Raw genomic sequence first — 22764 nt, 5'->3', positions numbered from 1 at the left:
TTCATACGGTTCCCACAGTAAATGCGTGAACCTATTGAATTCCAGCCTATCTTACAACTGCACTTCTCGCCGCTTCCACCAGTTTCTTCGTCTCCTCAACAAACGTTTCCATCTCTTCCTCGGATCCGATGGAAATGCGGACGTAATCTTTGATCCGCTCGCTGTCCCAGCGTCTTACCAGGATTCCTGCCTCGCGCAGTCCATCAAAATAGACTTTTCCCGGCATATCGCCGCTCTTGGCAAAAATGAAGTTGGTCTTCGAATCCAGCACAGTAAATCCAAGTGCCCGGAGCGCCTCGGTCGTTTTTTCACGCGTTTTGCAGATGCGCCCGGTACATTCTTTCGTGTAGTCCCAGTCGCGCATCGCCGCCGCGCCAGCCAGAATCGACAGGCGGTTGACGTTGTACGGGTTAAAACTGTATTTGATCCGGTTCATGTCGGCGATAAGTTCCGGGCTTGCGATCGCAAATCCGACGCGCGCGCCGGCTAAGCTGCGGGATTTGGAAAAGGTCTGGATAATCACCAGATTTTCGTATTTCGGAAGCAGTGATACACACGATTCGCCGCCGAAATCCACATACGCCTCATCCACCATCACAACGCGATCCGGGTTGGACGCCGCTACTTCCTCAATCGCAGAAAGCGGCAGGTTCATGCCTGTCGGAGCGTTTGGATTGGCGATGATCACATTATTTCCGCAATTTTTATACGGTTCGATATTTAAGGTAAAATCTTCCTCCAGCGGAACTACCTTGAACGGGATTCCATAGAGCCCGCAGAGTGCCGGATAAAAGCCATACGTCAGATCCGCGAACTGAAGCGGCGCATTCTGGTCGCAGAATGCCCGGAATGCAAAACCTAAAATCTCGTCGGAACCATTGCCCGCGATGACCTGGTTTGTTCCCACGCCGTAGTGATCGGCGATCGCCTCGATAAGGACGCGCTCTTCCGGATCCGAATAAAGGCGTAAATTTGCAAGTTCCAGCGGCATAATTTTAGAAGAATTTTCCTCATACCCTGCCAGAATCGCCTCCGCAACCTTCGGGCTTGGCGGATACGGGCATTCGTTTGTGTTCAGCTTGATAAATTTCCGCCCCTGCGGCTGCTCACCCGGTGTATACGGAAGAAGTGATTCGCTTGCTTTGCTCAAAAAACGGCTCATATCTGCCTACGCCTCCTTTTTATCTTCTGCTGCGGTTTCTTTCTCCGCTTTCTCTTTTGCTTCTTTTTCTTTCTTTTCCTGTTCCTTTTTCTTCTGGTGTGCTTCCACCGCGCCCTTCAGCTTCTCCGCCATCTCGGTGATCTGCTTGTTTTTAAACTCAAAGCTGCTCTTGTTGGCGATGAAACGGGCGCTGATCGGCAGGAACTCTTCCAGCACTTTCAGGTGATTTTCACGGATCGTGCTGCCCGACTCTACAATATCCACGATGACGTCCGAAAGTCCCAGAATCGGCGCCAGCTCAATGCTTCCGTTTAATTTGATAATATCAATATCGCGTCCCAGCTTCGCGTAATGCTCTTTCGCAATATTCGTAAATTTCGTTGCCACGCGCACCGGTCGGTCTTTGTCCTCGACGTAATCCTCTTTTCCAGCCACGCACATCCGGCATTTTCCAAGTCCCAGATCGAGAAGCTCGTATACATCCGGGTTGCTCTCCATCAGAATGTCTTTTCCGACGATTCCGACGTCTGCCGCATGGTGCTCGACGTAGATTGCCACATCACTCGGCTTTACGAGCAGGTAGCGGACACCCGTCTGTGGGTTCTCAAACACCAGTTTTCTATTTTCGTCGTAAATACTCTTGCAGTCATATCCGACCGACGCCAGAAGCTCATACACCTGATCGCCCAGTCTTCCCTTCGGCAGTGCTATGTTTAACATCTCGCGCCCTCCTTTCCATTCTCCTGAAAGGCAGTTTCCCGGTCCTCTTCCAGGGAAAGACGTCCGTCATACCGGTACAGATAGCAGTAACGCAGATCCTCCGGCACAGCTTTCTCCACCCGCACACGCAGTCCCTGACGGCGCAGGCTTTCAACCGCCTGGCACAGGCGCACTACATCGACATCCGGCTCATAGAGTACCAGCGCATCGACATCGTAGCGGATGCTCTTTTCCGGCAGGCGTTCCAGCTCTTTTAAATAGATGGCAAATCCGATCGCATCGGCTTTCTTTCCTAATTTTGCCATCATGCCGTCGTACTGACCGCCGGAAAGCACCTGGCGTGCCAGACCATCTAAGAATCCCTGAAAAATAATACCGTTATAATATTCAATGTCATTGATCATCGAGAAGTCCAGCCGCACCTTGTCAAGCTGTCCGCCCAGTCCCATCGCCTCCAGAACCTCATACAGGCGGGATAACAGGGCAACCGCCTCTTTCATTTTCGGCGTATCCGCGATCGCACCTGCCTCTGCCAGCACCCGCCCAAACTCTCCGTACAGCCCGGAAACCTTCATCAATTTCTCTGTATCGCCCTCCGGCAGTGCCAGATCCGCGCACAGTTTTTCCAGTCCGCTGCGGTTTTTCGTCCGGATCAGCCCTAAAATGATATCTTTCTGATCGGCATTGACCGGAAGCTCTTCCATCAGTCCCACCACGAAATCCATGTTGGAAATCTTGAGCACATAGTCCGTCTCAAAATCCGCCAGACTCTTGAGCGCCAGCGCCAGCACCTCCGCGATCACGCAGTCATCCACGCCGCCCATGCACTCCAGTCCCATCTGGCTGATCTCTTTGTAAGTGTGGCTTTCCTTGCTCTCACGATACACACTCTCCAGATAATAGACCTTCTCGCACGTATTTTTATCTGCCTTGGTGTTCTTCGCGATGCTCAGCGTCACGTCCGGCTTGAGAGCCATCAGGCGTCCGTCCAGATCCGTAAATGTCGGCACATTTTCCCCCAGCAGGAAACTTTTATTCGCTACATACAAACTATATTCCTCAAACCGCCCCATCCGGTACTTGCGGTATCCATAGCTCTCATAAAGACCTCTCAGGCGAAGCGTCGCCGCCTCCGCCCTCCGAAGGCTCTGAATCTCTAAATTCATGCTCTATCTCCTCTCAACTGCCGCCGCAACCGCCCCGGCTCAACAAAATCTGCCGGACAATCACCCGCTCGTCTATATCCTGCCGTTATAGCTCCCATCACTTTTGTTTATCTTGCTATCATGGTAGCGTACTAAAGTGTTTTCTATATACTATCATTCCTTCTTAAAAAAAGCAACTACTTTTTTAGAATACTCACACTTTAATTAAAAGAAAAACTCGGGGCGTGAGAAATGTGCGCCCCGAGTTTTTCCACCTCGACTCTATTCTTTTATAACCTTCTCCAAAATCGGCCCCAGAATCTCCGTCCAAGGCGTATACGCATCCTTTTCCTCCAGATGCGTCAGCGCCATCCAGTTCAGTCCTCCCGGTGTCATTTCTCTGGCAAGGTCTTCCAGATCCCCGTCCCACGTCGCTGCCTTGCGGGACAGCGCCCCAGTAAATTCGGTGATGTATGCCCGTGCGGACGGCTCATCCAGCCCGTTTCTCTCACACCACTGGATAATGACGGTCAGAAGCATATAGTAAGCGCTCATCAGGCCCGTCGTGCTCCTAAGGATCGCGATCTGCTTCGGCGTATCGACCGGAACCGGCTTGCCGACGTGACTCATCAGATCGACTACCTCCGGGATATCCGGGTAAATCACCACCGGTCCGAAGCGGTTCGCCGCGAAGGTCAGAGGCACAACATCCGCCAGAATCTCTCTCGATCCAAACATTTCCTCGATGCGCTTTAAGCTCAGCGTTGCAACCAGATTGATAAACTTCTTCTCCGGTCCGATATGAAGCGGTTTTAAGATATCTTCCGCCGCCTTCGGAAGGAGCGCCGCAAAGACCCAGTCCGACCGGTCCACAACTTCCTGGTTATCCGCCGCGACCGACACGATCTCCGGGTATTTTTCATGCAGCATCTGCGCCCGTTCTTTATTTCTCGGCGATACAACGATCTGCAGATTCTCCATTCCGCTCTCGCAGAATCCAGTCACGACGGACGTCGTAATGATTCCCGTCCCAATAAATCCCAGTTTCATAAACTTCTACCCTCTCTTTCTCCTCTCCGTTTACCCGAAATTTTTCCAGACGATTCCGAGCGAACTTTTCTAATAATTACTCCCCCGATTTTATTCACATACACAGTATACAACCAAAAACACATATTTTCCAGCATCCTACTCATCTTTATTCAATCTTAATACATCGCTAAATCTCCCTTATCCGCTCTTAAAATCTCCAGCTGTATAATATGACCATCACAAAAATAAGGAGCTGCCTTTATGCCGGAAGAGCTTATTCGACGAAAGCGCCGTCTTTCGTCTTTTCAAATTATCACATTGGGTTTTGCCGGGGTCATTCTACTCGGAGCGCTACTGCTGATGCTGCCGATCTCCACGACTGGAGAGAATGTAACTCCATTCAATGAAACGCTGTTTACTGCGACCTCTGCCGTCTGCGTGACCGGGCTTGTAGTACAGGATACAGGCTGCTACTGGTCAACCTTTGGGCAGGCGGTTATTCTGACACTGATCCAAATTGGTGGTCTTGGTGTCGTAACCGTAGCAGCATCGTTTGCGCTGTTGTCCGGGCGAAAAATTTCTCTGATGCAGCGCAGCACCATGCAGGATGCAATTTCAGCACCAAAGGTCGGCGGAATCGTCCGTCTGACACGCTTCATCCTGCGAGGGACGTTTCTGATTGAGCTGCTGGGGGCGCTTGCCGTGCTGCCGGTGTTCTGCCGTGACTATGGATGGCGCGGCGTCTGGATGGCGATTTTTCATTCCATATCTGCTTTTTGCAACGCCGGGTTTGATATTCTTGGGACAGAAAGCAACCGCTATCCATCTCTTACCGGCTACGCGGACAGCCCGGTAATCAATATCACGATTATGCTGCTGATCGTGATCGGCGGTATTGGATTTCTGACGTGGGATGACATCTTTGAAAACAAGTGGCGGTTTCATCGCTACCGAATGCAGAGCAAGGTGATTCTGGTCACGACAGGTTTTTTAATTTTTCTGCCTGCTATGTTTTTCTTCTTTTCAGACTTTTCCGCGCTTCCCGCCGGAAACCGGCTGCTGGCATCCTTTTTTCAGTCCGTCACGCCGAGGACAGCGGGCTTCAACACGGTAAGTCTATCCGCGATGTCCGGTGCGTCGCAGGGCGTGATGATCCTTTTGATGCTCATCGGCGGTTCTCCAGGTTCTACAGCAGGCGGCATGAAAACAACGACGCTGGCGGTCTTGATTGCCAATGCCACTGCGACCTTCCGCCAGCGCGATAGTGCCCAATTTTTCGGACGCAGAGTCGATTGCAGCGCCGTCAAGACCGCCGCGACCATTCTGACGATGTATCTGGTGCTGTTCTTTGGCGGTGCGGTCTTTATCAGCGCATATGAGAATCTTCCGCTGTCTGCCTGCCTGTATGAAACGGCATCGGCGGTCGGGACGGTGGGATTGACACTTGGTATTACACCGCAGCTGCACATTCCATCGCAAATGGTGTTGATCACGCTCATGTATCTGGGCAGAGTCGGCGGTCTTACCCTCATTTATGCGACATTTTCCAGCAAAAAAGTGGGGAATGCAAAGCTGCCGCAGGAAAAAATCACGATTGGATAAGGAGTCTTTTCACATGAAAAACATTCTATTGATTGGCACAGGCCGCTTCGGACGGCATATTGCAATACAGCTTTCTCAGCTGGGGCATCAGGTCATGGCGGTCGATACAAACGAGGAACGAATCAGTGATGTGCTGCCATATGTCACCAACGCACAAATTGGCGACAGTACAAACGCGGAGTTTCTTCGCTCTCTTGGCATCGGAAATTTTGATGTCTGCATCGTAACCATCAGCGGTAACTTTCAGAACTCGCTGGAAACCACCTCGCTGCTGAAAGAGCTGGGGGCGAAGTGCGTGGTGTCGCGTGCCGAGCGTGATGTGCAGGCAAAGTTTCTGCTTCGCAACGGTGCCGACCAGGTAGTCTACCCGGAAAAACAGGTGGCAAAATGGGCAGCGATCCGATACACTGCCGACCATATTTTCGACTACATAGAGATCGACGAGCAGCACGCCATTTTTGAAGTAGAAGTTCCGGCCGGGTGGATCGGCAAAAGTGTTGGTGAACTGGATATTCGCAGAAAGTATGGCATTAACATTCTCGGCATCAAACATTCCGGAAAAACCGACGTTTCCATTACGCCGGATACAGTGCTGTCCGGGGAAATAACGATTTTAGCGTTGGGCGAATACAAAGCGCTGCAAAAGTGCTTCCGAATCTGAACGGACGGTGAGGGTATATGGAAGATAGCGTTTTGATCGCTGGGACGGCGCTAATGTTCCTGTTCGGCTGGGTTTTGATGAAACGGCTGGATCGCTTTCTGGACGAAAATCAGAAGCGCATCAAAGAATCGTCTGAACAACAGCAGGCTGAACCGTGCGTGCATCTGGTCGGAAATATTTCTCCTGACGAACTTGAGGAAACATTTTCTCAGTTTCGCAATAGTCATGCCCATGTAGAAATCGTGATCTATGATTCAGAGCAAATTTCTTTTCCGGACAACAAATCCAATTGGGCGCAGTAGAAACCTTCACATTTTGATGCTATAATTGCTATAATATTGTTTAAGAGGGGTGGTGAAAATGTGCAGAATAAAGGAAGCGAAATGCCAAAAGAGCATATTCTTGTGTGCCTGTCCTCGTCTCCATCCAATGAACGCATTGTACGAATGGCAGGGAAAATGGCACAGGCATTTTGCGCCAGTCTTACCGCACTTTACGTGCAGACCCCCGGAGACGCTGATATGAACGCGGAAGATACCGTCCGTTTGCAGGCGAATATGCGTCTGGGGCAGCAGCTTGGCGCAGAAATTGTCACAACGCATGGTGAAGATGTGGCGACACAGATCGCGGAATATGTGCGGCTCTCTGATGTGACCAAAATTGTGATTGGGCGAAGCGGCGTACAGCGGCGGCATTTCTGGAGCGAATCGACGCTGACAGAACAGCTCATTACGCTTGCACCGGAGGTAGATATTTATATTATTCCGGATGTGGAAGCCTATAAGAACTGCCGCAGAAATCAGCCGCTTACTACCCGCCCGGCGTTTCCGACCGCCCGGGAACTACTTCTGACCATCGGAATTCTGGCAGTTACGACGGTCATCGGATGGATCTTTCTGCGGCTCAGCTTTGCAAATGACAATATCATCATGGTTTACCTGCTGGGTGTGCTTCTGACTTCCACTTTTACCAGCGGCTATACCTGCGGTGTGCTGTCCGCTTTTTTGAGTGTCCTCCTGTTCAATTATTTTCTGACGGAGCCCCGGCTGTCTTTGGCAGCCTATGGCAGCAAATACCCGATAACCTTTGCCGTCATGTTCGCGGCTGCACTTTTGACAAGTACACTTGCGGCCAAGCTCAAAGCCCACGCACAGCTATCCGCACGGGACGGTTATCGCACGAAGCTCCTTTTTGATATGAACAGACAGCTCCAAAAAGCGGAAACGCCGGAGGAGGTCTATCGGATGACCGCGACGCAGATACAAAAGCTCATGCAGCGAGACGTTCTGATTTACCCGGCACAGGGCAACGCTCTGCTGGATGGGAACATTTATCCGGCTGACGGAAGTAGTCCATACAGCATCCCAGATACCGATCGGGAACAGAACGTGGTTCAATGGGTCTGGCAAAACCGCAAGCGCGCCGGAGCAACGACGCAAAACTTTTCAAAGGCAAAACGGCTGTATCTTGCCATCCGTACCGGGCAGCAGATTTACGGTGTTGTCGGGATTCCGATGGAAAAGCAAACGCAGCCTGACGCATTTACATCCAGCGTTCTGTTCTCCATCCTCGGCGAGTGCTCTCTGGCGCTGGATAACCTGCGAAATGCCAGAGAAAAGGAAGAAGCTGCCGTTCTTGCAAAGAACGAACAGCTTCGCGCCAATCTTTTGCGTTCGATTTCTCATGATCTCAGGACACCACTGACCTCGATTTCCGGCAACGCAGATACGCTGCTGCACAGCTATGACGTGTTGGATGAGCAGACACGGAAACAAATTTTTACGGACATTTATGACGATGCACAATGGCTGACGGGACTGGTTGAGAACTTGCTTTCCATTACGAAAATTGTAGACGGCAGCGTAAAGCTGCACCTTTCTGATCAGGTCGTGGATGACATCATATCGGAAGCACTCAGGCATATTGACCGAAGAGCGGCAGAACATCACATCGCAGTAGATTGCGGAGACGTACTGTTGCTGGCACGGATGGACGCAGGACTCATCATGCAGGTGCTCATCAATCTGGTGAATAACGCAGTCAAATATACTCCAGTTGGCTCGAACATCCGGATCACGGCAATCCCGCGAGAAAATATGGCTGAAATATGTGTCAGCGATAACGGTCCCGGTATTCCGAATGAACTGAAGGAACGTGTTTTTGAAATGTTCTTTACTGGGGGCAATCCAATTGGCGACAGCCGCCGAAGTCTTGGACTAGGACTTACGCTCTGTCAAACTATTGTTCATGCACATCATGGTGAAATGACGTTGAAAGACAATTCGCCGCATGGCTGCATCTTTTCCTTTACAATACCACTTAGTGAGGTGAACTTAAATGAATAAGCCGCTCATCCTCGTTGTAGAAGATGATACCCCGGTGCGAAATTTAATAACGATGACACTAAAAACTCACGAATATAGGTATCTTTCGGCGCAAAACGGCGCAAGTGCCGTGATGGAAGCGCTGTCTCACAACCCGGACATTGTACTGCTTGATCTGGGGCTGCCGGATATGGACGGCGTGGAAGTCATCCAAAAAATCCGGTCGTGGTCGAATATGCCGATCATTGTAATCAGCGCCAGAACCGAGGATTCCGATAAAATCGGGGCGCTGGATGCTGGGGCGGATGATTATCTAACAAAGCCTTTTTCCGTGGACGAACTGTTGGCACGACTGCGGGTGACGCAGCGGAGACTGTCGATGATGAAAACAGACTCCGTGCAGGATTCTCCGATTTTTACGAATGGTGCGCTGAAAATCGACTATGCGGCAGGCTGCGCATATCTTGACGGCACAGAGCTGCACCTGACACCCATCGAATACAAGCTGCTGTGCCTGCTCTCCAAAAATGTTGGTAAGGTTCTGACACACACCTATATCACGCAGCAGATTTGGGGCAGCAGTTGGGAAAACGATATCGCTTCTCTGCGGGTGTTCATGGCGACCCTGCGCAAAAAGCTGGAACGCGGAAAAGACGGGCAGCAATACATACAAACACACATCGGAATCGGCTATCGGATGCTCCGCATCGAGTAAGTAATTCCTGAACTGAACATTCATGACTGAATGGAGTAGATTTCTTGTGGTCATTCCATTCTGCCCCAAATAAGCTGACCATCGTTGAAATAGCGAGGACTTGAAAGTCCTCGCTATTAGCATACATCGTCTTATATATTATATCTGTTTTTCCATCTTCGTTTTTGCTGCTTTCCCTACTTTCTAGCACACTCCCCATCAAGCCCCAAAAGGATTTTTAATCCATGATCCAGCTGCGGCAGAATGTATTCCAGACACTCCTGCACCGCCTTCGGACTGCCCGGCAGGTTGACGATCAGCGTGCGTTTGCGGATCCCGCTTGCCGCTCGGCTTAACATCGTCCGCTTTGTAAATTGTAAGCTGTATGCCCGCATCGCCTCCGGGATACCCGGAACCATCCGTTCCGCGACCGCCAGCGTCGCCTCCGGCATCACGTCGCGCGGAGAAAATCCCGTTCCGCCCGTTGTTAAGAGCAGATCGGCCTTTCCCTCATCGCAGATCTCCTTCATCGCCTCTTCCAACATCGCCTGGTCGTCCGGCAGCACCTTCTGCCAGACCACCTCATAACCAGCCTCTCTCACCATTTCTGCGATTACCGGACCACTCACATCCTCCCGTTTTCCCGCGTACCCAGAGTCACTGGATGTAATAATTGCTGCTCTCATTGGTTTCCCACCTCTCTTTGATCTCTTTCCTACACTTCTTCCAGAATCTCCAGATTATCTCCTTCTTTGATCACGCCGCCGTGCAGCACCTTCGTAAATACGCCCTCGCGCGGCATGATGCAATCGCCCATTGCCTGGAAGATCGCGCATCCATGGTGACATTCTTTTCCGATCTGTGTCAATTCCAGCACGACATCGTTGCATTTAAATTTTGTCCCGATCGGGAGCGTCTTGAAATCGATTCCTTCCACGACCAGATTTTCACCGAACGCGCCGTCCTCGACCTTCGCCCCCCGCGCGCGGAATTCCTGAATCCGGTCATATGAAAGAAGGCTGACCTGACGGTGCCATTTGCCCGCATGGGCGTCACCCTCGATTCCATAGTCCTCGATAAGACAGACCTGATGGACATTTTTCTTCTGAACACCTTTGATTTCACTGGTACACGTTGCGATTACTTTTCCCATGATTGTTTCCCCTTTTCTTTATCCATAAATTTTCCGATTTCATATTTCATATACGATATTTCACTTGTAACATTCCGCCGGCTCACACTTTCACCGCAGAAACCATAATCATAATTCTCACAAACACCCTGCTTATCCGCCTATCTGGGACATTCCCCGGTGTTCCCGATCCGTAAATTCCGTCTTTTTCTCAAAACTATGTCCCTTCGGCTTTTCCGCAAGCGCCTGTCCGATCGCCCGGCGCAGGTCTTCATCGGTACCGCCGCCGCGCAGAATGGTCTTTAATTCCACCCCATTGTCATACTGGAGACAGGTCTTTAAGAATCCTTCTGAGGTCAGCCGGATCCGATTGCATTCGGAACAGAATTTATGGCTGACCGCGCTGATAAAACCGATCCGTCCCTGAAAGCCAGGGACTGCGAAATAATGGCACGGACCATTTCCTGCCACGTCCCCGCACGGGGTAAAGGTTCCAAATGCCTCTTCCAGCGCATGCTTCAACGCATCTTCTTTCACAAAGGCAAACTGCGTTCCCATGCCGATCGGCATCATTTCGATGAAACGCACGTGCACGTTATGGTTTTTCGCCAGTTCCGCCACCTCTAAAAGCTTTTGCTCCTCGATCCCAAGCACCGGCACACAATTTATCTTGATCTGCATCCTGCCTTTCTGGATCGCCGTCCGAAGGCCGCGTCTGACCGCTTCGATCTCATCCCGGCGTGTGAGCTGCCGGTACACCGACGCATCCAGCGTATCCAGGCTGATCGTGACTGAATCAACCCCCGCGTCCGCCAGCGCATCGTACATTTCTTCTAATAAAACACCGTTCGTCGTGATCGTCAGGCTCTTGATTCCCGGAATCCGTTTTAACGCTGCTGCTAACTCCGGCAGTCTCCGGCGCACCAGCGGTTCGCCTCCGGTCAGCTTGATTTTCTGAATGCCGTTCTCTGCCAGAATCTGACAGACCCTCTCGATCTCACCAAACCGCAGGATCTCTTCATGGGAAATGCTGCCGACGCCTTCCTCCGGCATACAGTACACACAGCGCAGGTTGCATCGATCGGTCACGGAGATCCGGACGTAGTCGATCGTTCTGCCGTATCCGTCTATCATCGCACAAATTCCCCGCTCTTTCCTCCCGATTTTGCATCGAGATGTATCTCTCCGATCTCCATCCGCTTATCGATCGCCTTGCACATATCATAAATGGTCAGAAGCGCCACGCTGACGCCGGTCAGCGCCTCCATCTCGACGCCGGTCTTTCCTTCCAGCTTAGCAGTACAAAGTGCCTTGATCGTCAGCTCTTTTTCATCCACCTCAAAATCCACGCTGCATTTCGTGATGAGAAGTGTGTGGCACATCGGGATCAGGTGTGCGGTCTGCTTCACCGCCATGATTCCCGCCACGCGCGCCACCCCCAACACATCGCCCTTGGCAACCGTTCCCTCCAGAACCGCCTTCATGACAGCTTCATTGACGTGAATCTTGCCGGATGCCGTCGCCGTCCGGCTGGTAATCTTCTTTTCCGTTACATCTACCATGATCGCATTTCCCTTTTCATCAAAATGCGTTAATTTCTCTTCCATCTGTATCCTCCTTTTCCTCTTCTTCCGGCTCCAGAAAGATTTTCTCAAACGCTGCTTCTGCTGCCGCCTGCACTGCTGCTTCCATCCGGCGGAATTTTTCTAAAAACGCCTTTCCCTCCGGCGTCAGCACAGAAAATCCGCCCTTGCTTCCACCCGTCTGGCGCTCTAAAAACTGGATTCCCAGCTGCGCCTCCGCGATCTTGAGCATTTTCCAGCCCTTGCTGTAGGAAATATCCCGGATCTGACAGGCACCGAGCATTGAACCGCTCTCAGCAACTGCCTCCAGAAAATCCGCCGTCAGCGCGCTGAAGCATTCTTCCTCGCGGCTCAGCGAAATCGACGCCTGAAATGCCAGCTCCCCGCGCTTCTGCCTGTCTTTTTCGTAGGCAAGCAGCGATTCGTAGTCCATTTTCGTGTTGGTGTCCAGTAAAACACCCGGATCTTCAACCTCGATCTCCCGGACACCTTCGCCCCACGCATCCATTGCGCCGCGAAGTCCTTTTCCGCCCCGGTACGTTAAGATATGTCCAAACACTTCCTTCGACAGCATGACCGGGTGTCCTTTTTTTCCCTGACAGACCGGTACTGCCATGCTTCCGGGCGCCTGCGCCATCTTCTCAATTGTGTCCGCCGTGATCATCGGCACGTCGGCAGGGAACAACAGCACCCGATCGGCTTTTTTCTGGATATGGCGCAGTCCCATGCAGATTGAGCCGTACATCTGCGATGTCTCATACCGCTTGTTTCGGATACAGACCGCACCACGGTGTGAAATATGACGTTCCAGCACATCTGCCTGATACCCGGTCACGACGACGATCGGCGAGATCCCCGCCTGCCGGATCGTGTCGATCTCCCTCTGTATCATCGTGGTCTGCCCCATCCGGAGCATCGGCTTTAATTCTTCCATGTGCGCCGACCGCCCTGCCGCCAGGATGATCGCGCCTGTTTTCCCATCTGCCATACATATCCCCTTTTCTATCATTCTAACCTTCTTTTAAAAGCATGATATCTCCCGGTGCAATTCCCAGCCGGACGCGGTCTCCGCGCTGATACTGGTTTAGTAAATCACTCTGCTTATAGTCTACCTTCCACCAGATCACCTCGCGTTCCAGTGCATTTTCTTTGTCACCCGCTGCCCCTGCATTTTCCACCGGACGCAGCAAAACATCCCACTCAAATGGCTGACAGAGTGTGTCCCTCCACTCGCACGTAAATTCATTCGCACTGCCGTGCGCCGGGTAAAACTGGTGCGCCCGGATGCCGATATAGGCATGCTCCGCGGCAACCGCTTCTTCGGTCTGAAACGTGAGTCCCCAGTCGAGTGCCTCCACCTCATATTCGCCGATCCGCCGGATCCGGCTGAAGTTTTTACAGCCTGTCAGACGTGCCGCAGTAACATTTTCCGGTTTCTGGAAAATCGCCCGCGTCTCTCCCTTCATCGCCACCTGTCCACGGTTTAAGATGATGCTCTTCTCGCAGAACCGATAGACCTCGTCCCGGCTGTGGCTGACCATCAGCACATCGCCCGTGTACCCGCGGAGTACCTCGCGCACCTGGAACTGCAGTTGTTCTTTCAGATAATAATCAAGCGCCGAAAATGGTTCATCCAGCATGATCACATCCGGCTCATAGACGAGAATGCGCGCCAGCGCCACACGCTGCTGCTGTCCGCCGGAAAGCTGGGACGGATACCTTTTTTCAAGCCCTTCTAATTTAAAGAGACAGATCATGCGGGCAACTGCCTCCTGTTTTTCCTCCTTGCTGCCCGAAAGCCCCGCTGCAATGTTGGTTTCTACGGTCATATTCGGAAACAATGCATAATTTTGGAATAAATAACCGACTTTCCGCTTCTGCGGCGGCAGGTTGATGTGCTTTTCCGAATCAAAGAGCACCCTGCCGTTTAACACGATCCGCCCTTCGTCCGGCGTCTCAATTCCGGCGATACACTTGAGCGTCATGCTCTTGCCGCTTCCGGAGGCGCCGAGAATGCCCATGACGCCGCCATCGGTGTTAAGCGATACGTCCAGCGAAAAGCCGGAAAATCTCTTTTTGATTATCGCCTGCAGGCTCATCGCGCGCCTCCCTTCTGTGCATCCGCTTCCCTGTCCGCAAACAGTTCCACCGAAACCTTTGCATCCTGACCGCCCGCTTCCACACTGTTATCTTTCTTTTTATGATTGTTGCGTCCGCGCATATCCCGCCGCGACAGCACATTCATCAGCACGACGACCAGGAAGGAAATCACCACGATGATCCACACATACTGGTATGCCATCGACATTTTTCCAGCCGCCACCTGTGAATAGATGGCAAGCGGCAGTGTCTGCGTCTTTCCGGCGATATTGCCCGCCAGCATCGCGGTCGCACCGAACTCGCCCAGTCCTCTCGCAAAGGCAAGGATCGCGCCGCTGAGGACGCCCGGCATCGCCGACGGCAGAATCACCTTCCAGAAAATGCGGCTTTCGGAAAATCCCAGCGTCCGAGCCGCATAGATAAGCGTCACATCGACCTGTTCAAACGCGCCGCGCGCTGCCCGGTACATAAGCGGAAATGAGATCGCCACCGCCGCGATCACCGTTGCCGCCCATGAAAATACAATCTTGACGCCAAACAATTCCAGAAACAGCTGTCCGAGCGGTCGTTTTACACCGAAAATCATCAGCAGGAAGAATCCTGCTACCGTCGGCGGCAGGACCATCGGAAGCGTCAGGATGCCGTCCAGCACCATTTTCACTTTCTCAGAGCGTGCCGATACCACCAGCCGCGCCATCCAGACTCCCAGAAAAAACGTAATAATGATTGACAGCGTTGCTGTTTTCATCGATATCCATATCGGAGACCAGTCCATCTTTCTTCTCCCTTTCCTATGAATCAAGTCGAACGTCCGTGAGACCCAACTCCCACTGAGACAAATTTGCTATTACTCGCCACCTAAAGAGGTGGGAGTCTTCTCGACTGAGATAAAAACTGCCGCAGAACACCTGGTTTTCAACGGACCCTGCATTCTGCGGCGGATTTTATTCCATACATGGTTCACTGTCTGTCCTTCGCTGTCCTGCTTTCTGTTCACACAGTCAGCTGCATATCCCAGACAGTCATCGCTCCCGGCTTATTTATTTGCTGTGAAGCCATACTCCGCAAAGAAGGAGAGCGCATCATCAGTTCCCAGATAATCTACAAACTTCTGTGCTGCATCTTTCTTTGTGCTTGCACTTACAACACCAACCGGATAGATAACCTTCGATACGCTTCCTTCCGGTGCATATCCGATAACCTTTACCTGGTCAAACTGATCGCTGGTGGTTGCATCGGTCAGGTATACGATACCTGCATCTGCGCTTCCGGCTGCTACCCAGCTTAAAACCTCGGTTACATTGGTACCAAAGCTTGTCTTAGCCTCTACATCATCCCACATACCCAGGTTCTCAAAGGCTTCCTTGGAGTACTGTCCAACCGGAACACTCTCCGGATCGCCGAGTGCAATCTTCTCTGCCTTTGTGATATCCTCAAAACCGGTAATTCCCAGTGTAGAATCCTTCGGAACGATCAGGGCGATCTTATTTTCCAGAAGCTCTACGACAGAATCTGCATCAACCAGTCCCTCGTCCTCCAGCGCGTTCATCTGCTTCATCGCTGCAGAGAAGAATACGTCTGCATCCGCGCCCTCTTCGATCTGGGTCTGCAGCTTTCCTGAACTGTCAAAGGTAAAGCTCAGCTTGATGTCCGGATTCTCTTTCTCAAATGCCGGCTGAATCTTGTCTTCCATAACGTACTGAAGGCTGGCTGCTGCCGCTACCAGAATCTCCTGCTGGTCGCCGGTTGCTTCCGCTTCGGTCTCTTCTGTCTCAGCTGCCTCTGCCTCCGTTTCCGGTGCTGCTGTCTCAGCCGGTTTGCTGGATGAACATGCGGTCAGGGATGCTGCCGCCATCGCTGCTGCCATTACAAGTGCCCACGTTTTTCTCATATCTTGGTTCCTCCCTCATTTCACGCACACGTTTCCGGCGTCCTTCTCGTTTCGATTCCTCACGCCATAGCAATGTGGTTTTTACCCTTCCGTTATTTTCGGAAAATTATAATGATATTTGCTAATCAAATAGTAGCACGTGGCACTTTTTTTGTCAATCTTTACAATGATTCTTATTTAATGCACATAGTCGTTATGTGCATTAAATAATAACGAGTCTTTTTTCTGCATTTTCCCTTTATTCTTATGAATTTTCCAGTTTTTCTTTCCAAACCTTTCCGTCTATTTTCATGAAATTGTTATGATGATTTTTCATGTATTTTATTTTTATCTTTTTATTTTTCATTTATTTGAAATTTTGTATCCAAATACGCCGGTGCTTCGGTTTCCTTACCGGTCACACGGTTCCCGATCCGTGGCAAAGTCTTCCACCAGCACATCCATAATGCCGCCGCAGACCATTCCTTCATCTTCCGCCGCCTCGCCGGTCAGATCTACATGAACTACTTTGTACCTGCCGCTTCCGATCAGAGAACGTGCCTCGCCCAGCACGGCCGCCTCGCTGCAGCCGCCGCCGATGCTGCCGAGAATCCGTCCGTCCCGGTAGACAATCATCTTCGCGCCTGCCCCGCGCGGGGAGGAACCCTTTGATTCAATCACCGTGACCACTGCTTTCGGCTCATCCGGCTCATCCGCCAGGCGTTTCAGCACATCAAAATCCAGATCGGAACGGTTTTTCACACGTTTGTCTTCCCGATCCATGCGCTTTACCTGTATGATCTCCGCCAAAATCGAGATCGCGATCTCCTCCGGTGTCACACCGCCGATCTTTAAACCGATCGGGCTCTTTAAACGGCTCATCCGCTCTGGATCGTAACCTTCTTCCAGAAGCTCCTGTTTCACGATACCGACGCGGCGTCTCGAACCAATCATGCCGAGATACGCCGGTTCTTTTCCTTTTCCAATCATCCGCAGGCAGTCCGCATCGTGGCGGTGTCCGCGCGTAACGATACAGATATAGTCGCTCTCCTGAATCTTGAGTTCTTTGATCGCATGCCCAAAGTCATCACAGATCACCTTCTCTGCCATCGGGAAACGTCCCGGATTCGCGAAGGAAAGGCGGTCGTCCACCACAGTTACCAGGAATCCGACGCGCGCGCCAAATTCTGCCACCGGAAGAGCCACATGGCCGCCTCCGAGAATAATCAGGCGCTCTTTCGGGAAAAATGGTTCCGCCACATTCCAACTGCTTCCGGCGCGCCCACAGACCGGCTGCCCCTGTGTCAGGGCTTCTTTTCCAATCTCTGACGCCTCTGCGCCTTCTCTCAGTTCACAGCGCATATCTGCTAGATTTCCCTCTTCTCCCACAAAGCTTCTCTCGAGCGCCAGACACGGCGTCCCTTCCAGTTTTTTCAGAATCTCCCCATACAGATTCATATCACGCACTTCCTCTCTTTTATACTGCATGAGCCATCCATTTCTCATTTCGCAGTTGTGCCATCGCGGTTGCTGCCTCATCGCCGCTCTCTGGCTCGATTATTTACCAAAACCGCAGTTCGGGAAAATACAGGTTGGACAATTTAAGCACAGACCACCTGCGCCCATTTTCGCCAGATCCGCTTTTGTCACTGGCACATCTGCCATCACACGCGGCAGCACCAGATCAAAGATGGTCCTCTTCGCATACATCACGCAGCCCGGAAGTCCCATGATCGGCTTTCCGTCCTTCGTATATGCCAGCAAGAACATCGCTCCCGGAAGTACCGGTGCGCCGTAGGAGACAACCTCCGCCCCGGTCTGCTTGATCGCGCTCGGTGTCGTATCATCCGGATCGACGCTCATGCCGCCGGTACAGACAACAAAATCGGCGCCCTGATCCAGCCATTCCTGGATTGCCTCCGTGATTTTATCCGGATTGTCCCCTATAATCTTCTGTCCCAGAACTTCCACACCAAATTCCTGAAGCTTTTCCCGGATGACCGGGCCAAATTTATCCTCAATCCGTCCATAGAACACTTCATTTCCGGTCGTCACAATGCCCGCTTTCTTATTTTTATACGGAAGCAGCTTTAACAGCGGCTCTGAACCCGCTGCCTTCTTAGCCTCTTCCATTTTTTCTTTTTCAATTACCAGCGGGATCACACGGGTTCCGGCTAACTTATCACCTTTTTTTACCGGAAAATTCGTCCGGCGGGTCGCGATCATCATCTCCGGCAGGCTGTTGACCTTTAAGAGGCGTTCTTCATCGACCTGAAACAGACCGTCCGACTCCGCAATCAGCTCTATCTTGCCTTCCTTCGGATCGGTTGCACGCATATACTCATTCTGGCAGATGCCGCGCAGAATGTCCGCCGCCTCGTCCTCATGATATTTTGTATCGTCCTTTTCCCAGACATAAATATGATCTTTTCCAATCGAAAGCAGTACCGGGATGTCCTCCTCACGCACGATATGTCCCTTGCGGAATACGGCGTCCTTCGTCACGTCCGGAATAATCTGCGTCATGTCATGGCAGAGTACCTGTCCGACTGCCTCGGTTGTTTTCATTAATTTCATATGATTTTCCTCTTTTCCTTTTTATAGTAATGCCTCCGCACGCTTTGCCAGCTGATACCGCCGTTCCACGCCCGCCAGCGCCTCCGGGTTATCCTTAAATTTCTCCCGTTTTGCCGCAAACCGTTCTTCGATCGTTACACGCCGTTCTCCCTGTACCTGCTTGTCCGCCAGATACACGATCAGGCTTTCATTCAGATATCCCAGCTTTTCTTCCGGCAGATCCATATGATCCGCAACGATATCCGCGATCCCGGTATGTCCCAGAAGCCGCAGCCATCCCGCCCCTGTCTCCGGATGTTCGGGGTATGCTTTGGCGATGTCATGAAGAAGCGCCGCCGCATAGATTTTGTGTTTATCGATTGGAGGGCTTTTGTATGTCATCTCCACACACGTTTCCGCCCTATGCTTTAGAACTCTATCTGCCAATTCCACGGCCAGCTCCGCAACCGCCCGGCTATGGCGCACCGTCGCCTCCGGCGTGTGAAACCATGCAAGCAGACGTTCACACTCCTCTTTGTCCGGGACAGGACGTTTTCTCTCCCAATCACGCAATTTCTGAAACTCTTCCTGTGTATCCGCATCAAACGCGCAGCCCGGATCCGGCACATCCAGGGGAATCCGGCGGATTTCCGGCTGTTCACAGGCGCCTTTAAGCCCCATCGTTCCGTCATGCTGCAGCAGTTTTTCGATCACATCTGCACGGATCAGAAGCGGATGCCCCGGTATTTTCTCATACTCCGGGAGATAGACATCCCCATCGCCCTCCGCAAATCGGTATTTTTCATATTCCAGCGTAAATGGCGTAAACAGCGGCACATCCACCGGGAAAAAGAAAATGCCATCCAGCGTCTCCTTTCCTGCCGTTTTCCGCTTTTCCTCATAATAGGAAAGCCCCAGGCAGACGGAATCAAACATTTTCGTCTCCGCATACGCCGGATTGTGGATGAAATGGATTCCCGGTCCCGCAGCCGCCGCGCGTATATCTTCCGCCCGGCGTCCGGTAATGATCGTGATTTCATGTACGCCGCACGCCCGCAGCGTCTGTATCTCACGTTCCAGGACCGTCTGGGCGCCGAGCTTCATGAGCGGTTTGAAATCCCCCATCCGCGAGGATCGCCCCGCCGCCGAGATCAAGGCGTCAAATACATAATCCTTTCTTTCATACACCTGTCCGTAGCCAAAGGGAATCTGCAGAAGTTCTGTCTTTTTCCGCTTCTCCCAGCCGCTGATCAGTGTCCGGAACCAACCCGCGTGCCCGATTACCAGAATATCGCCCCGGCTCTTCATCCGGAGTTCATTCCAGATTGTCCTGGCGCGCCCCGCACAATCTGCAAAACTCTCTCCCTGCGGCGGTCGGAAATCGTACATATCTGCCCCTCGTGCCACATACTCCGCTGGAAACTGTTCCCGGATTTCATCGAAGGAATGACCATCCCATTCCCCCATGTCAATCTCCGCCAGACCATCTACGACCTCAATCGGAATACTTCTGTCAATCACTTCCTGCAGGATCGCGGCTGACTCCCGGCAGCGCTTTAACGGGCTGGTATAAATCTTTTCAATTCTGCGTCCCGCAAATGTCTCCCCCAGCGCCCGAATCTGTGTCCGCCCTTCCTCTGAAAGCGGCAGATCCGTCCGTCCGATACAGTATTTCCGTTCATCTGGAAATTCCGGCTTCCCATGCCGGATCAAATAAATCGTCCGCATTCTATCCTTTCCTAGTGCTCGTGTTCCTCTTCTTCCCCACACTCGCAGCTGAAATCATGGCTGTGTCCAAATGGTCCCGGTCCGCCGATGTAGTCGCGGATCAGCTCCAGTTTATAACGGTTCATATAGCTATATGCCTTCTGAACCGTATGCCCGCTTCCCAGATAACGGGTCACGCCCGCTTTTACCAGTATCTCAAACGGTTCTTTCTCGATCGGTCCGCAGATGACTGCCTCACAGTCATGTTCTACCACCTTCTTCGCAAATACCAGATTGTCCGGATCCTGTTTTCCATAGACATGGAAAATCTGGTTCTTGTCCGCGTCAATAATCATCAAAAACGGACTCTCCTTAAAAGTCGCCGGTACCAGTCCGTCGATCTCCTCTGTCTCCGATGCAATCGCTATGTTCATTTTTTTCTCCTTGTTCTTGTCAAATTTTACTGATTTTTTTCAAAATTTCTCGATTATTTTTAATTTTATGATACTGCAATTAAAACTTATCGTCAAGTTTTTCATGATATTGAATTTTACCACTCATTTTTCATTTTTCCTCGATGATCAGCCGTCTTTTTCCCGAACCGATGTATGGGGAAATTTCTTTTTCTATCACCGCGACGGTCAGGCAGTTCCCAAAGTATTCCGTTAATGCTGCTTTGACATTTTTCACTCTGCTTCCTACCGCATCTGCATAACCCGCCTTCTTCATAACAGCCACCGTCAGATGCTTCTGCACCGCATTGTAAGATGCCTGAAAATCTTCCACCTCATCCAGGGCAAATAAAAGCTCATCTAATATGTGCATGGAAAGTACTTTGCCGCCGGACAGCCGGACGCTGTCATCCAGCCGTCCCTCAACCTTATCAAGTCTAGGCTTTAAACATCCGCAGGCACACGGTTCTGCAATCATCCGCCCCAGATCGCCGGTCCGATAGCGCACAAGCGGCATTCCCCGCCGCCGAAGCGTTGTCAGAACCAGCTCGCCGTATTGCCCTTCCGGAACCGGCTGTCCCGTCTCCGGATCCAGAATCTCAATCAAAAGGTCCCGATCCCGCAGATGGTAACCCGCACGCGCCCCACACTGTACGCCGCCGCCGTAACCCGTTTCCGTCATCCCCCAGTGTGTAAAGACCCGGCAGTTCCATGTTTTTTCCAAAAAACGCTGCACGCTGACCGGCACATAATCAGCACTTAAAAGCACTGTTTTCGGGCGGAGTCCCGGCGCATGGGCTGCCAGCGCATACATCTGGCTTGGGACACCGATCAGGCAGTCTGCCCCCTCGCCGTCCCGCGCTGCCGCTTCCATATCGTGAATCAGTCCATGAACCTTCGTCTCCACCTGAATGCGCCCCAATCCTTCTTTTAAAAGTCCTCCAATCGAAAAAAATCCAGGTCCTTCCATATAAACCGTGACCCGATCGCCCGGCTTTACCATGTACTGCATCCCTGTTTCAAAGAAATCCGCCGTCTGCATCAGATCGTCTTCGGTAAAAAACAGGCGCTTCGGCGCCCCTGTACTGCCGGAGGTTTTCAGCGTGATGATCCGCGCGATCTCCTTGGCTGGAACACATAAAAATGTTTCCGGCTCCGCTTTCAGTTCCTCCGGGGTTGTGAGGGGAAGTGCCCGGAAATCCGCCCATGAAAACGAATCCGGCGCGAGCCGTACATCGGAACCTGCCATTTTCCCAAGCTGTCCCCAGACGGATGTAAATTTCTTCTGATAAAATGGACTTTTCTCCTTTACATACGAAAGTGTCCGCCATAACCCGGACGGCTGCGCCGCCGCAATAAAATAACCGCAGCCCGCTTCTTTTAAAATCTTCCGTTCCGCCCCCAGCGCCGCGCAGACGAATTCCAGATTTCCATCGAAGATCTGCTGCCCGATCCACTCCGCCAATGTTCCCGACGCGTCCTGCATCTTTGCAAGCACAAATCCCGCCTCCGCCAGCCGGTCACGGATTGTTTTAGCAGACTCCAGCCGTCCCAGCATCCCGTCTAAGAAAAGCTCCTTCTTCCGGGCATACATATCGCTCATCAAAAGCCATCCTTCCGGTTTTAACACCCGGTACACCTCCCGGAGCGCCGCCGCCGGTTCCGCAGCCTTGGAACAACTGCACTCCATCAGAATGATATCTGCCGTCTGATCTGGATATGGCAGTTTCTCCGCACATCCAGTCTCTATCCAGCCAGGTTCATGCACATCCGGATTCTTATCCAGGCCGGAAATCTGCCAGTCTGGGAAATGCTCAGAAAGCCATCGCATCGTGCCGCCGGTTCCGCAGCCGATGTCGATGACGCGAAGCGGCACTGCAGGGTCTGTAGACTCCGTCTCTGCCGCTCCCGCCTCCGGTATCTCAATTCCCGCAAACTGGAACATCTGCCTCGTCAGCGCAAATCCGCCCGGTCGGCAGAGACTGCACTCATTTGTATCCATTTTTTGCACCTCTCCTTTCTGC

General features: G+C 51.9%; 22 protein-coding genes. 5 read left to right on the top strand and 17 right to left on the bottom strand.

What is annotated here, in order from left to right:
• Window positions 1–46: 46 nt before the first annotated feature.
• The 4 genes from hisC to PUQ60_RS06925 all read right to left on the bottom strand — a co-directional run bounded on the left by hisC (window position 47) and on the right by PUQ60_RS06925 (window position 4077).
• Window positions 47–1162: a histidinol-phosphate transaminase gene (hisC, locus tag PUQ60_RS06940; protein WP_273381061.1), complete on the bottom strand. Its 1116-nt coding sequence runs from the start codon at window positions 1160–1162 to the stop codon at window positions 47–49.
• A gap of 6 nt (window positions 1163–1168) precedes the next feature.
• Window positions 1169–1882, bottom strand: a complete 714-nt coding sequence (gene hisG / locus PUQ60_RS06935; RefSeq protein ID WP_022360496.1) for an ATP phosphoribosyltransferase — start codon at window positions 1880–1882, stop codon at window positions 1169–1171.
• The gene (locus PUQ60_RS06930) at window positions 1876–3048 is read right to left on the bottom strand and encodes an ATP phosphoribosyltransferase regulatory subunit (RefSeq protein WP_273381059.1); all 1173 of its coding nucleotides are present in this window, start codon (window positions 3046–3048) and stop codon (window positions 1876–1878) included. Before PUQ60_RS06930 ends, hisG begins: the two co-directional genes overlap by 7 nt.
• 261 nt (window positions 3049–3309) lie before the next feature.
• A complete protein-coding gene (locus PUQ60_RS06925; protein WP_022360494.1) occupies window positions 3310–4077 on the bottom strand; it encodes an NAD(P)-binding domain-containing protein in 768 nt (255 codons plus the stop codon).
• A 243-nt stretch (window positions 4078–4320) separates the two neighbouring features.
• Between PUQ60_RS06925 and PUQ60_RS06920 the strand changes: the two genes are divergently transcribed.
• The 5 genes from PUQ60_RS06920 to PUQ60_RS06900 all read left to right on the top strand — a co-directional run bounded on the left by PUQ60_RS06920 (window position 4321) and on the right by PUQ60_RS06900 (window position 9361).
• Window positions 4321–5661 carry a potassium transporter TrkG gene (locus tag PUQ60_RS06920; RefSeq protein ID WP_273482888.1) on the top strand — a complete coding sequence of 447 codons (1341 nt, stop codon included), beginning with the start codon at window positions 4321–4323 and terminating at the stop codon, window positions 5659–5661.
• A 13-nt stretch (window positions 5662–5674) separates the two neighbouring features.
• The gene (locus PUQ60_RS06915) at window positions 5675–6322 is read left to right on the top strand and encodes a TrkA family potassium uptake protein (RefSeq protein ID WP_273482887.1); all 648 of its coding nucleotides are present in this window, start codon (window positions 5675–5677) and stop codon (window positions 6320–6322) included.
• Between the two features lie 17 nt (window positions 6323–6339).
• The gene (locus PUQ60_RS06910; protein WP_146143920.1) at window positions 6340–6624 is read left to right on the top strand and encodes a hypothetical protein; all 285 of its coding nucleotides are present in this window, start codon (window positions 6340–6342) and stop codon (window positions 6622–6624) included.
• An 81-nt stretch (window positions 6625–6705) separates the two neighbouring features.
• Window positions 6706–8667, top strand: coding sequence for a DUF4118 domain-containing protein (locus tag PUQ60_RS06905; protein ID WP_273482889.1), 1962 nt, complete (start codon window positions 6706–6708; stop codon window positions 8665–8667).
• Window positions 8660–9361 (top strand): response regulator transcription factor, encoded by a 702-nt coding sequence (locus PUQ60_RS06900; protein WP_022360489.1) that lies wholly within the window; start codon window positions 8660–8662, stop codon window positions 9359–9361. The genes PUQ60_RS06905 and PUQ60_RS06900 overlap by 8 nt, the downstream gene beginning before the upstream one ends.
• Before the next feature lie 176 nt (window positions 9362–9537).
• Here PUQ60_RS06900 and PUQ60_RS06895 read toward each other — a convergent pair whose 3' ends face one another.
• The 13 genes from PUQ60_RS06895 to PUQ60_RS06835 all read right to left on the bottom strand — a co-directional run bounded on the left by PUQ60_RS06895 (window position 9538) and on the right by PUQ60_RS06835 (window position 22742).
• Entirely contained in the window at window positions 9538–10026 is a 489-nt protein-coding gene (locus PUQ60_RS06895) for a MogA/MoaB family molybdenum cofactor biosynthesis protein (RefSeq protein WP_022360488.1), read from the bottom strand.
• Between the two features lie 29 nt (window positions 10027–10055).
• The gene (locus PUQ60_RS06890; RefSeq protein ID WP_273379241.1) at window positions 10056–10493 is read right to left on the bottom strand and encodes an MOSC domain-containing protein; all 438 of its coding nucleotides are present in this window, start codon (window positions 10491–10493) and stop codon (window positions 10056–10058) included.
• Window positions 10494–10625: 132 nt separating this feature from the next.
• Entirely contained in the window at window positions 10626–11606 is a 981-nt protein-coding gene (moaA, locus tag PUQ60_RS06885) for a GTP 3',8-cyclase MoaA (RefSeq protein WP_118468939.1), read from the bottom strand.
• A complete protein-coding gene (gene moaC / locus PUQ60_RS06880) occupies window positions 11603–12079 on the bottom strand; it encodes a cyclic pyranopterin monophosphate synthase MoaC (protein ID WP_022360485.1) in 477 nt (158 codons plus the stop codon). The genes moaA and moaC overlap by 4 nt, the downstream gene beginning before the upstream one ends.
• The gene (locus PUQ60_RS06875; protein ID WP_022360484.1) at window positions 12054–13064 is read right to left on the bottom strand and encodes an NTP transferase domain-containing protein; all 1011 of its coding nucleotides are present in this window, start codon (window positions 13062–13064) and stop codon (window positions 12054–12056) included. Before PUQ60_RS06875 ends, moaC begins: the two co-directional genes overlap by 26 nt.
• Window position 13065: 1 nt before the next feature.
• Window positions 13066–14154: an ATP-binding cassette domain-containing protein gene (locus tag PUQ60_RS06870; RefSeq protein ID WP_273379248.1), complete on the bottom strand. Its 1089-nt coding sequence runs from the start codon at window positions 14152–14154 to the stop codon at window positions 13066–13068.
• Window positions 14151–14930: a molybdate ABC transporter permease subunit gene (gene modB, locus PUQ60_RS06865; RefSeq protein WP_337626183.1), complete on the bottom strand. Its 780-nt coding sequence runs from the start codon at window positions 14928–14930 to the stop codon at window positions 14151–14153. The genes PUQ60_RS06870 and modB overlap by 4 nt, the downstream gene beginning before the upstream one ends.
• A 261-nt stretch (window positions 14931–15191) precedes the next feature.
• Window positions 15192–16046: a molybdate ABC transporter substrate-binding protein gene (modA, locus tag PUQ60_RS06860; protein WP_273379250.1), complete on the bottom strand. Its 855-nt coding sequence runs from the start codon at window positions 16044–16046 to the stop codon at window positions 15192–15194.
• 390 nt (window positions 16047–16436) lie between these two features.
• Window positions 16437–17513 (bottom strand): XdhC/CoxI family protein, encoded by a 1077-nt coding sequence (locus tag PUQ60_RS06855; protein WP_273379251.1) that lies wholly within the window; start codon window positions 17511–17513, stop codon window positions 16437–16439.
• Window positions 17514–17582: 69 nt separating this feature from the next.
• A complete protein-coding gene (locus PUQ60_RS06850) occupies window positions 17583–18602 on the bottom strand; it encodes a molybdopterin-binding protein (RefSeq protein WP_118684152.1) in 1020 nt (339 codons plus the stop codon).
• 21 nt (window positions 18603–18623) lie between these two features.
• Window positions 18624–20309 carry a DVU_1551 family NTP transferase gene (locus PUQ60_RS06845; protein ID WP_273379254.1) on the bottom strand — a complete coding sequence of 562 codons (1686 nt, stop codon included), beginning with the start codon at window positions 20307–20309 and terminating at the stop codon, window positions 18624–18626.
• 11 nt (window positions 20310–20320) lie between these two features.
• Complete coding sequence (locus PUQ60_RS06840) at window positions 20321–20722, bottom strand: NifB/NifX family molybdenum-iron cluster-binding protein (RefSeq protein ID WP_022360477.1); 402 nt, start codon at window positions 20720–20722, stop codon at window positions 20321–20323.
• A 130-nt stretch (window positions 20723–20852) separates the two neighbouring features.
• Entirely contained in the window at window positions 20853–22742 is a 1890-nt protein-coding gene (locus tag PUQ60_RS06835) for a DVU_1553 family AMP-dependent CoA ligase (RefSeq protein ID WP_273379258.1), read from the bottom strand.
• Between the last annotated feature and the right edge of the window lie 22 nt (window positions 22743–22764).

This window comes from Clostridium sp. AF02-29 (genome assembly GCF_934835585.1).
Classification (GTDB): domain Bacteria; phylum Bacillota; class Clostridia; order Lachnospirales; family Lachnospiraceae; genus Otoolea; species Otoolea fessa.
The sequence above is the reverse complement of the archived record's forward strand: the minus strand, read 5'-3'. Positions and strand labels throughout refer to the sequence as shown.

Excerpts from the sequence above, each read along its gene's own strand:
- hisC (WP_273381061.1), bottom strand. The coding sequence starts at position 1,162 with ATGAGCCGTTTTTTGAGCAAAGCAAGCGAATCACTTCTTCCGTATACA.
- moaA (WP_118468939.1), bottom strand. The coding sequence starts at position 11,606 with ATGATAGACGGATACGGCAGAACGATCGACTACGTCCGGATCTCCGTG.
- modA (WP_273379250.1), bottom strand. The coding sequence starts at position 16,046 with ATGAGAAAAACGTGGGCACTTGTAATGGCAGCAGCGATGGCGGCAGCA.
- PUQ60_RS06900 (WP_022360489.1), top strand. The coding sequence starts at position 8,660 with ATGAATAAGCCGCTCATCCTCGTTGTAGAAGATGATACCCCGGTGCGA.
- hisG (WP_022360496.1), bottom strand. The coding sequence starts at position 1,882 with ATGTTAAACATAGCACTGCCGAAGGGAAGACTGGGCGATCAGGTGTAT.
- PUQ60_RS06915 (WP_273482887.1), top strand. The coding sequence starts at position 5,675 with ATGAAAAACATTCTATTGATTGGCACAGGCCGCTTCGGACGGCATATT.
- PUQ60_RS06855 (WP_273379251.1), bottom strand. The coding sequence starts at position 17,513 with ATGCAGTATAAAAGAGAGGAAGTGCGTGATATGAATCTGTATGGGGAG.
- PUQ60_RS06835 (WP_273379258.1), bottom strand. The coding sequence starts at position 22,742 with ATGGATACAAATGAGTGCAGTCTCTGCCGACCGGGCGGATTTGCGCTG.
- PUQ60_RS06850 (WP_118684152.1), bottom strand. The coding sequence starts at position 18,602 with ATGAAATTAATGAAAACAACCGAGGCAGTCGGACAGGTACTCTGCCAT.
- modB (WP_337626183.1), bottom strand. The coding sequence starts at position 14,930 with ATGGACTGGTCTCCGATATGGATATCGATGAAAACAGCAACGCTGTCA.
- PUQ60_RS06910 (WP_146143920.1), top strand. The coding sequence starts at position 6,340 with ATGGAAGATAGCGTTTTGATCGCTGGGACGGCGCTAATGTTCCTGTTC.
- PUQ60_RS06930 (WP_273381059.1), bottom strand. The coding sequence starts at position 3,048 with ATGAATTTAGAGATTCAGAGCCTTCGGAGGGCGGAGGCGGCGACGCTT.
- PUQ60_RS06845 (WP_273379254.1), bottom strand. The coding sequence starts at position 20,309 with ATGCGGACGATTTATTTGATCCGGCATGGGAAGCCGGAATTTCCAGAT.
- PUQ60_RS06870 (WP_273379248.1), bottom strand. The coding sequence starts at position 14,154 with ATGAGCCTGCAGGCGATAATCAAAAAGAGATTTTCCGGCTTTTCGCTG.
- PUQ60_RS06840 (WP_022360477.1), bottom strand. The coding sequence starts at position 20,722 with ATGAACATAGCGATTGCATCGGAGACAGAGGAGATCGACGGACTGGTA.
- PUQ60_RS06925 (WP_022360494.1), bottom strand. The coding sequence starts at position 4,077 with ATGAAACTGGGATTTATTGGGACGGGAATCATTACGACGTCCGTCGTG.
- PUQ60_RS06890 (WP_273379241.1), bottom strand. The coding sequence starts at position 10,493 with ATGGGAAAAGTAATCGCAACGTGTACCAGTGAAATCAAAGGTGTTCAG.
- PUQ60_RS06895 (WP_022360488.1), bottom strand. The coding sequence starts at position 10,026 with ATGAGAGCAGCAATTATTACATCCAGTGACTCTGGGTACGCGGGAAAA.
- PUQ60_RS06905 (WP_273482889.1), top strand. The coding sequence starts at position 6,706 with ATGCCAAAAGAGCATATTCTTGTGTGCCTGTCCTCGTCTCCATCCAAT.
- PUQ60_RS06875 (WP_022360484.1), bottom strand. The coding sequence starts at position 13,064 with ATGATAGAAAAGGGGATATGTATGGCAGATGGGAAAACAGGCGCGATC.
- PUQ60_RS06920 (WP_273482888.1), top strand. The coding sequence starts at position 4,321 with ATGCCGGAAGAGCTTATTCGACGAAAGCGCCGTCTTTCGTCTTTTCAA.
- moaC (WP_022360485.1), bottom strand. The coding sequence starts at position 12,079 with ATGGAAGAGAAATTAACGCATTTTGATGAAAAGGGAAATGCGATCATG.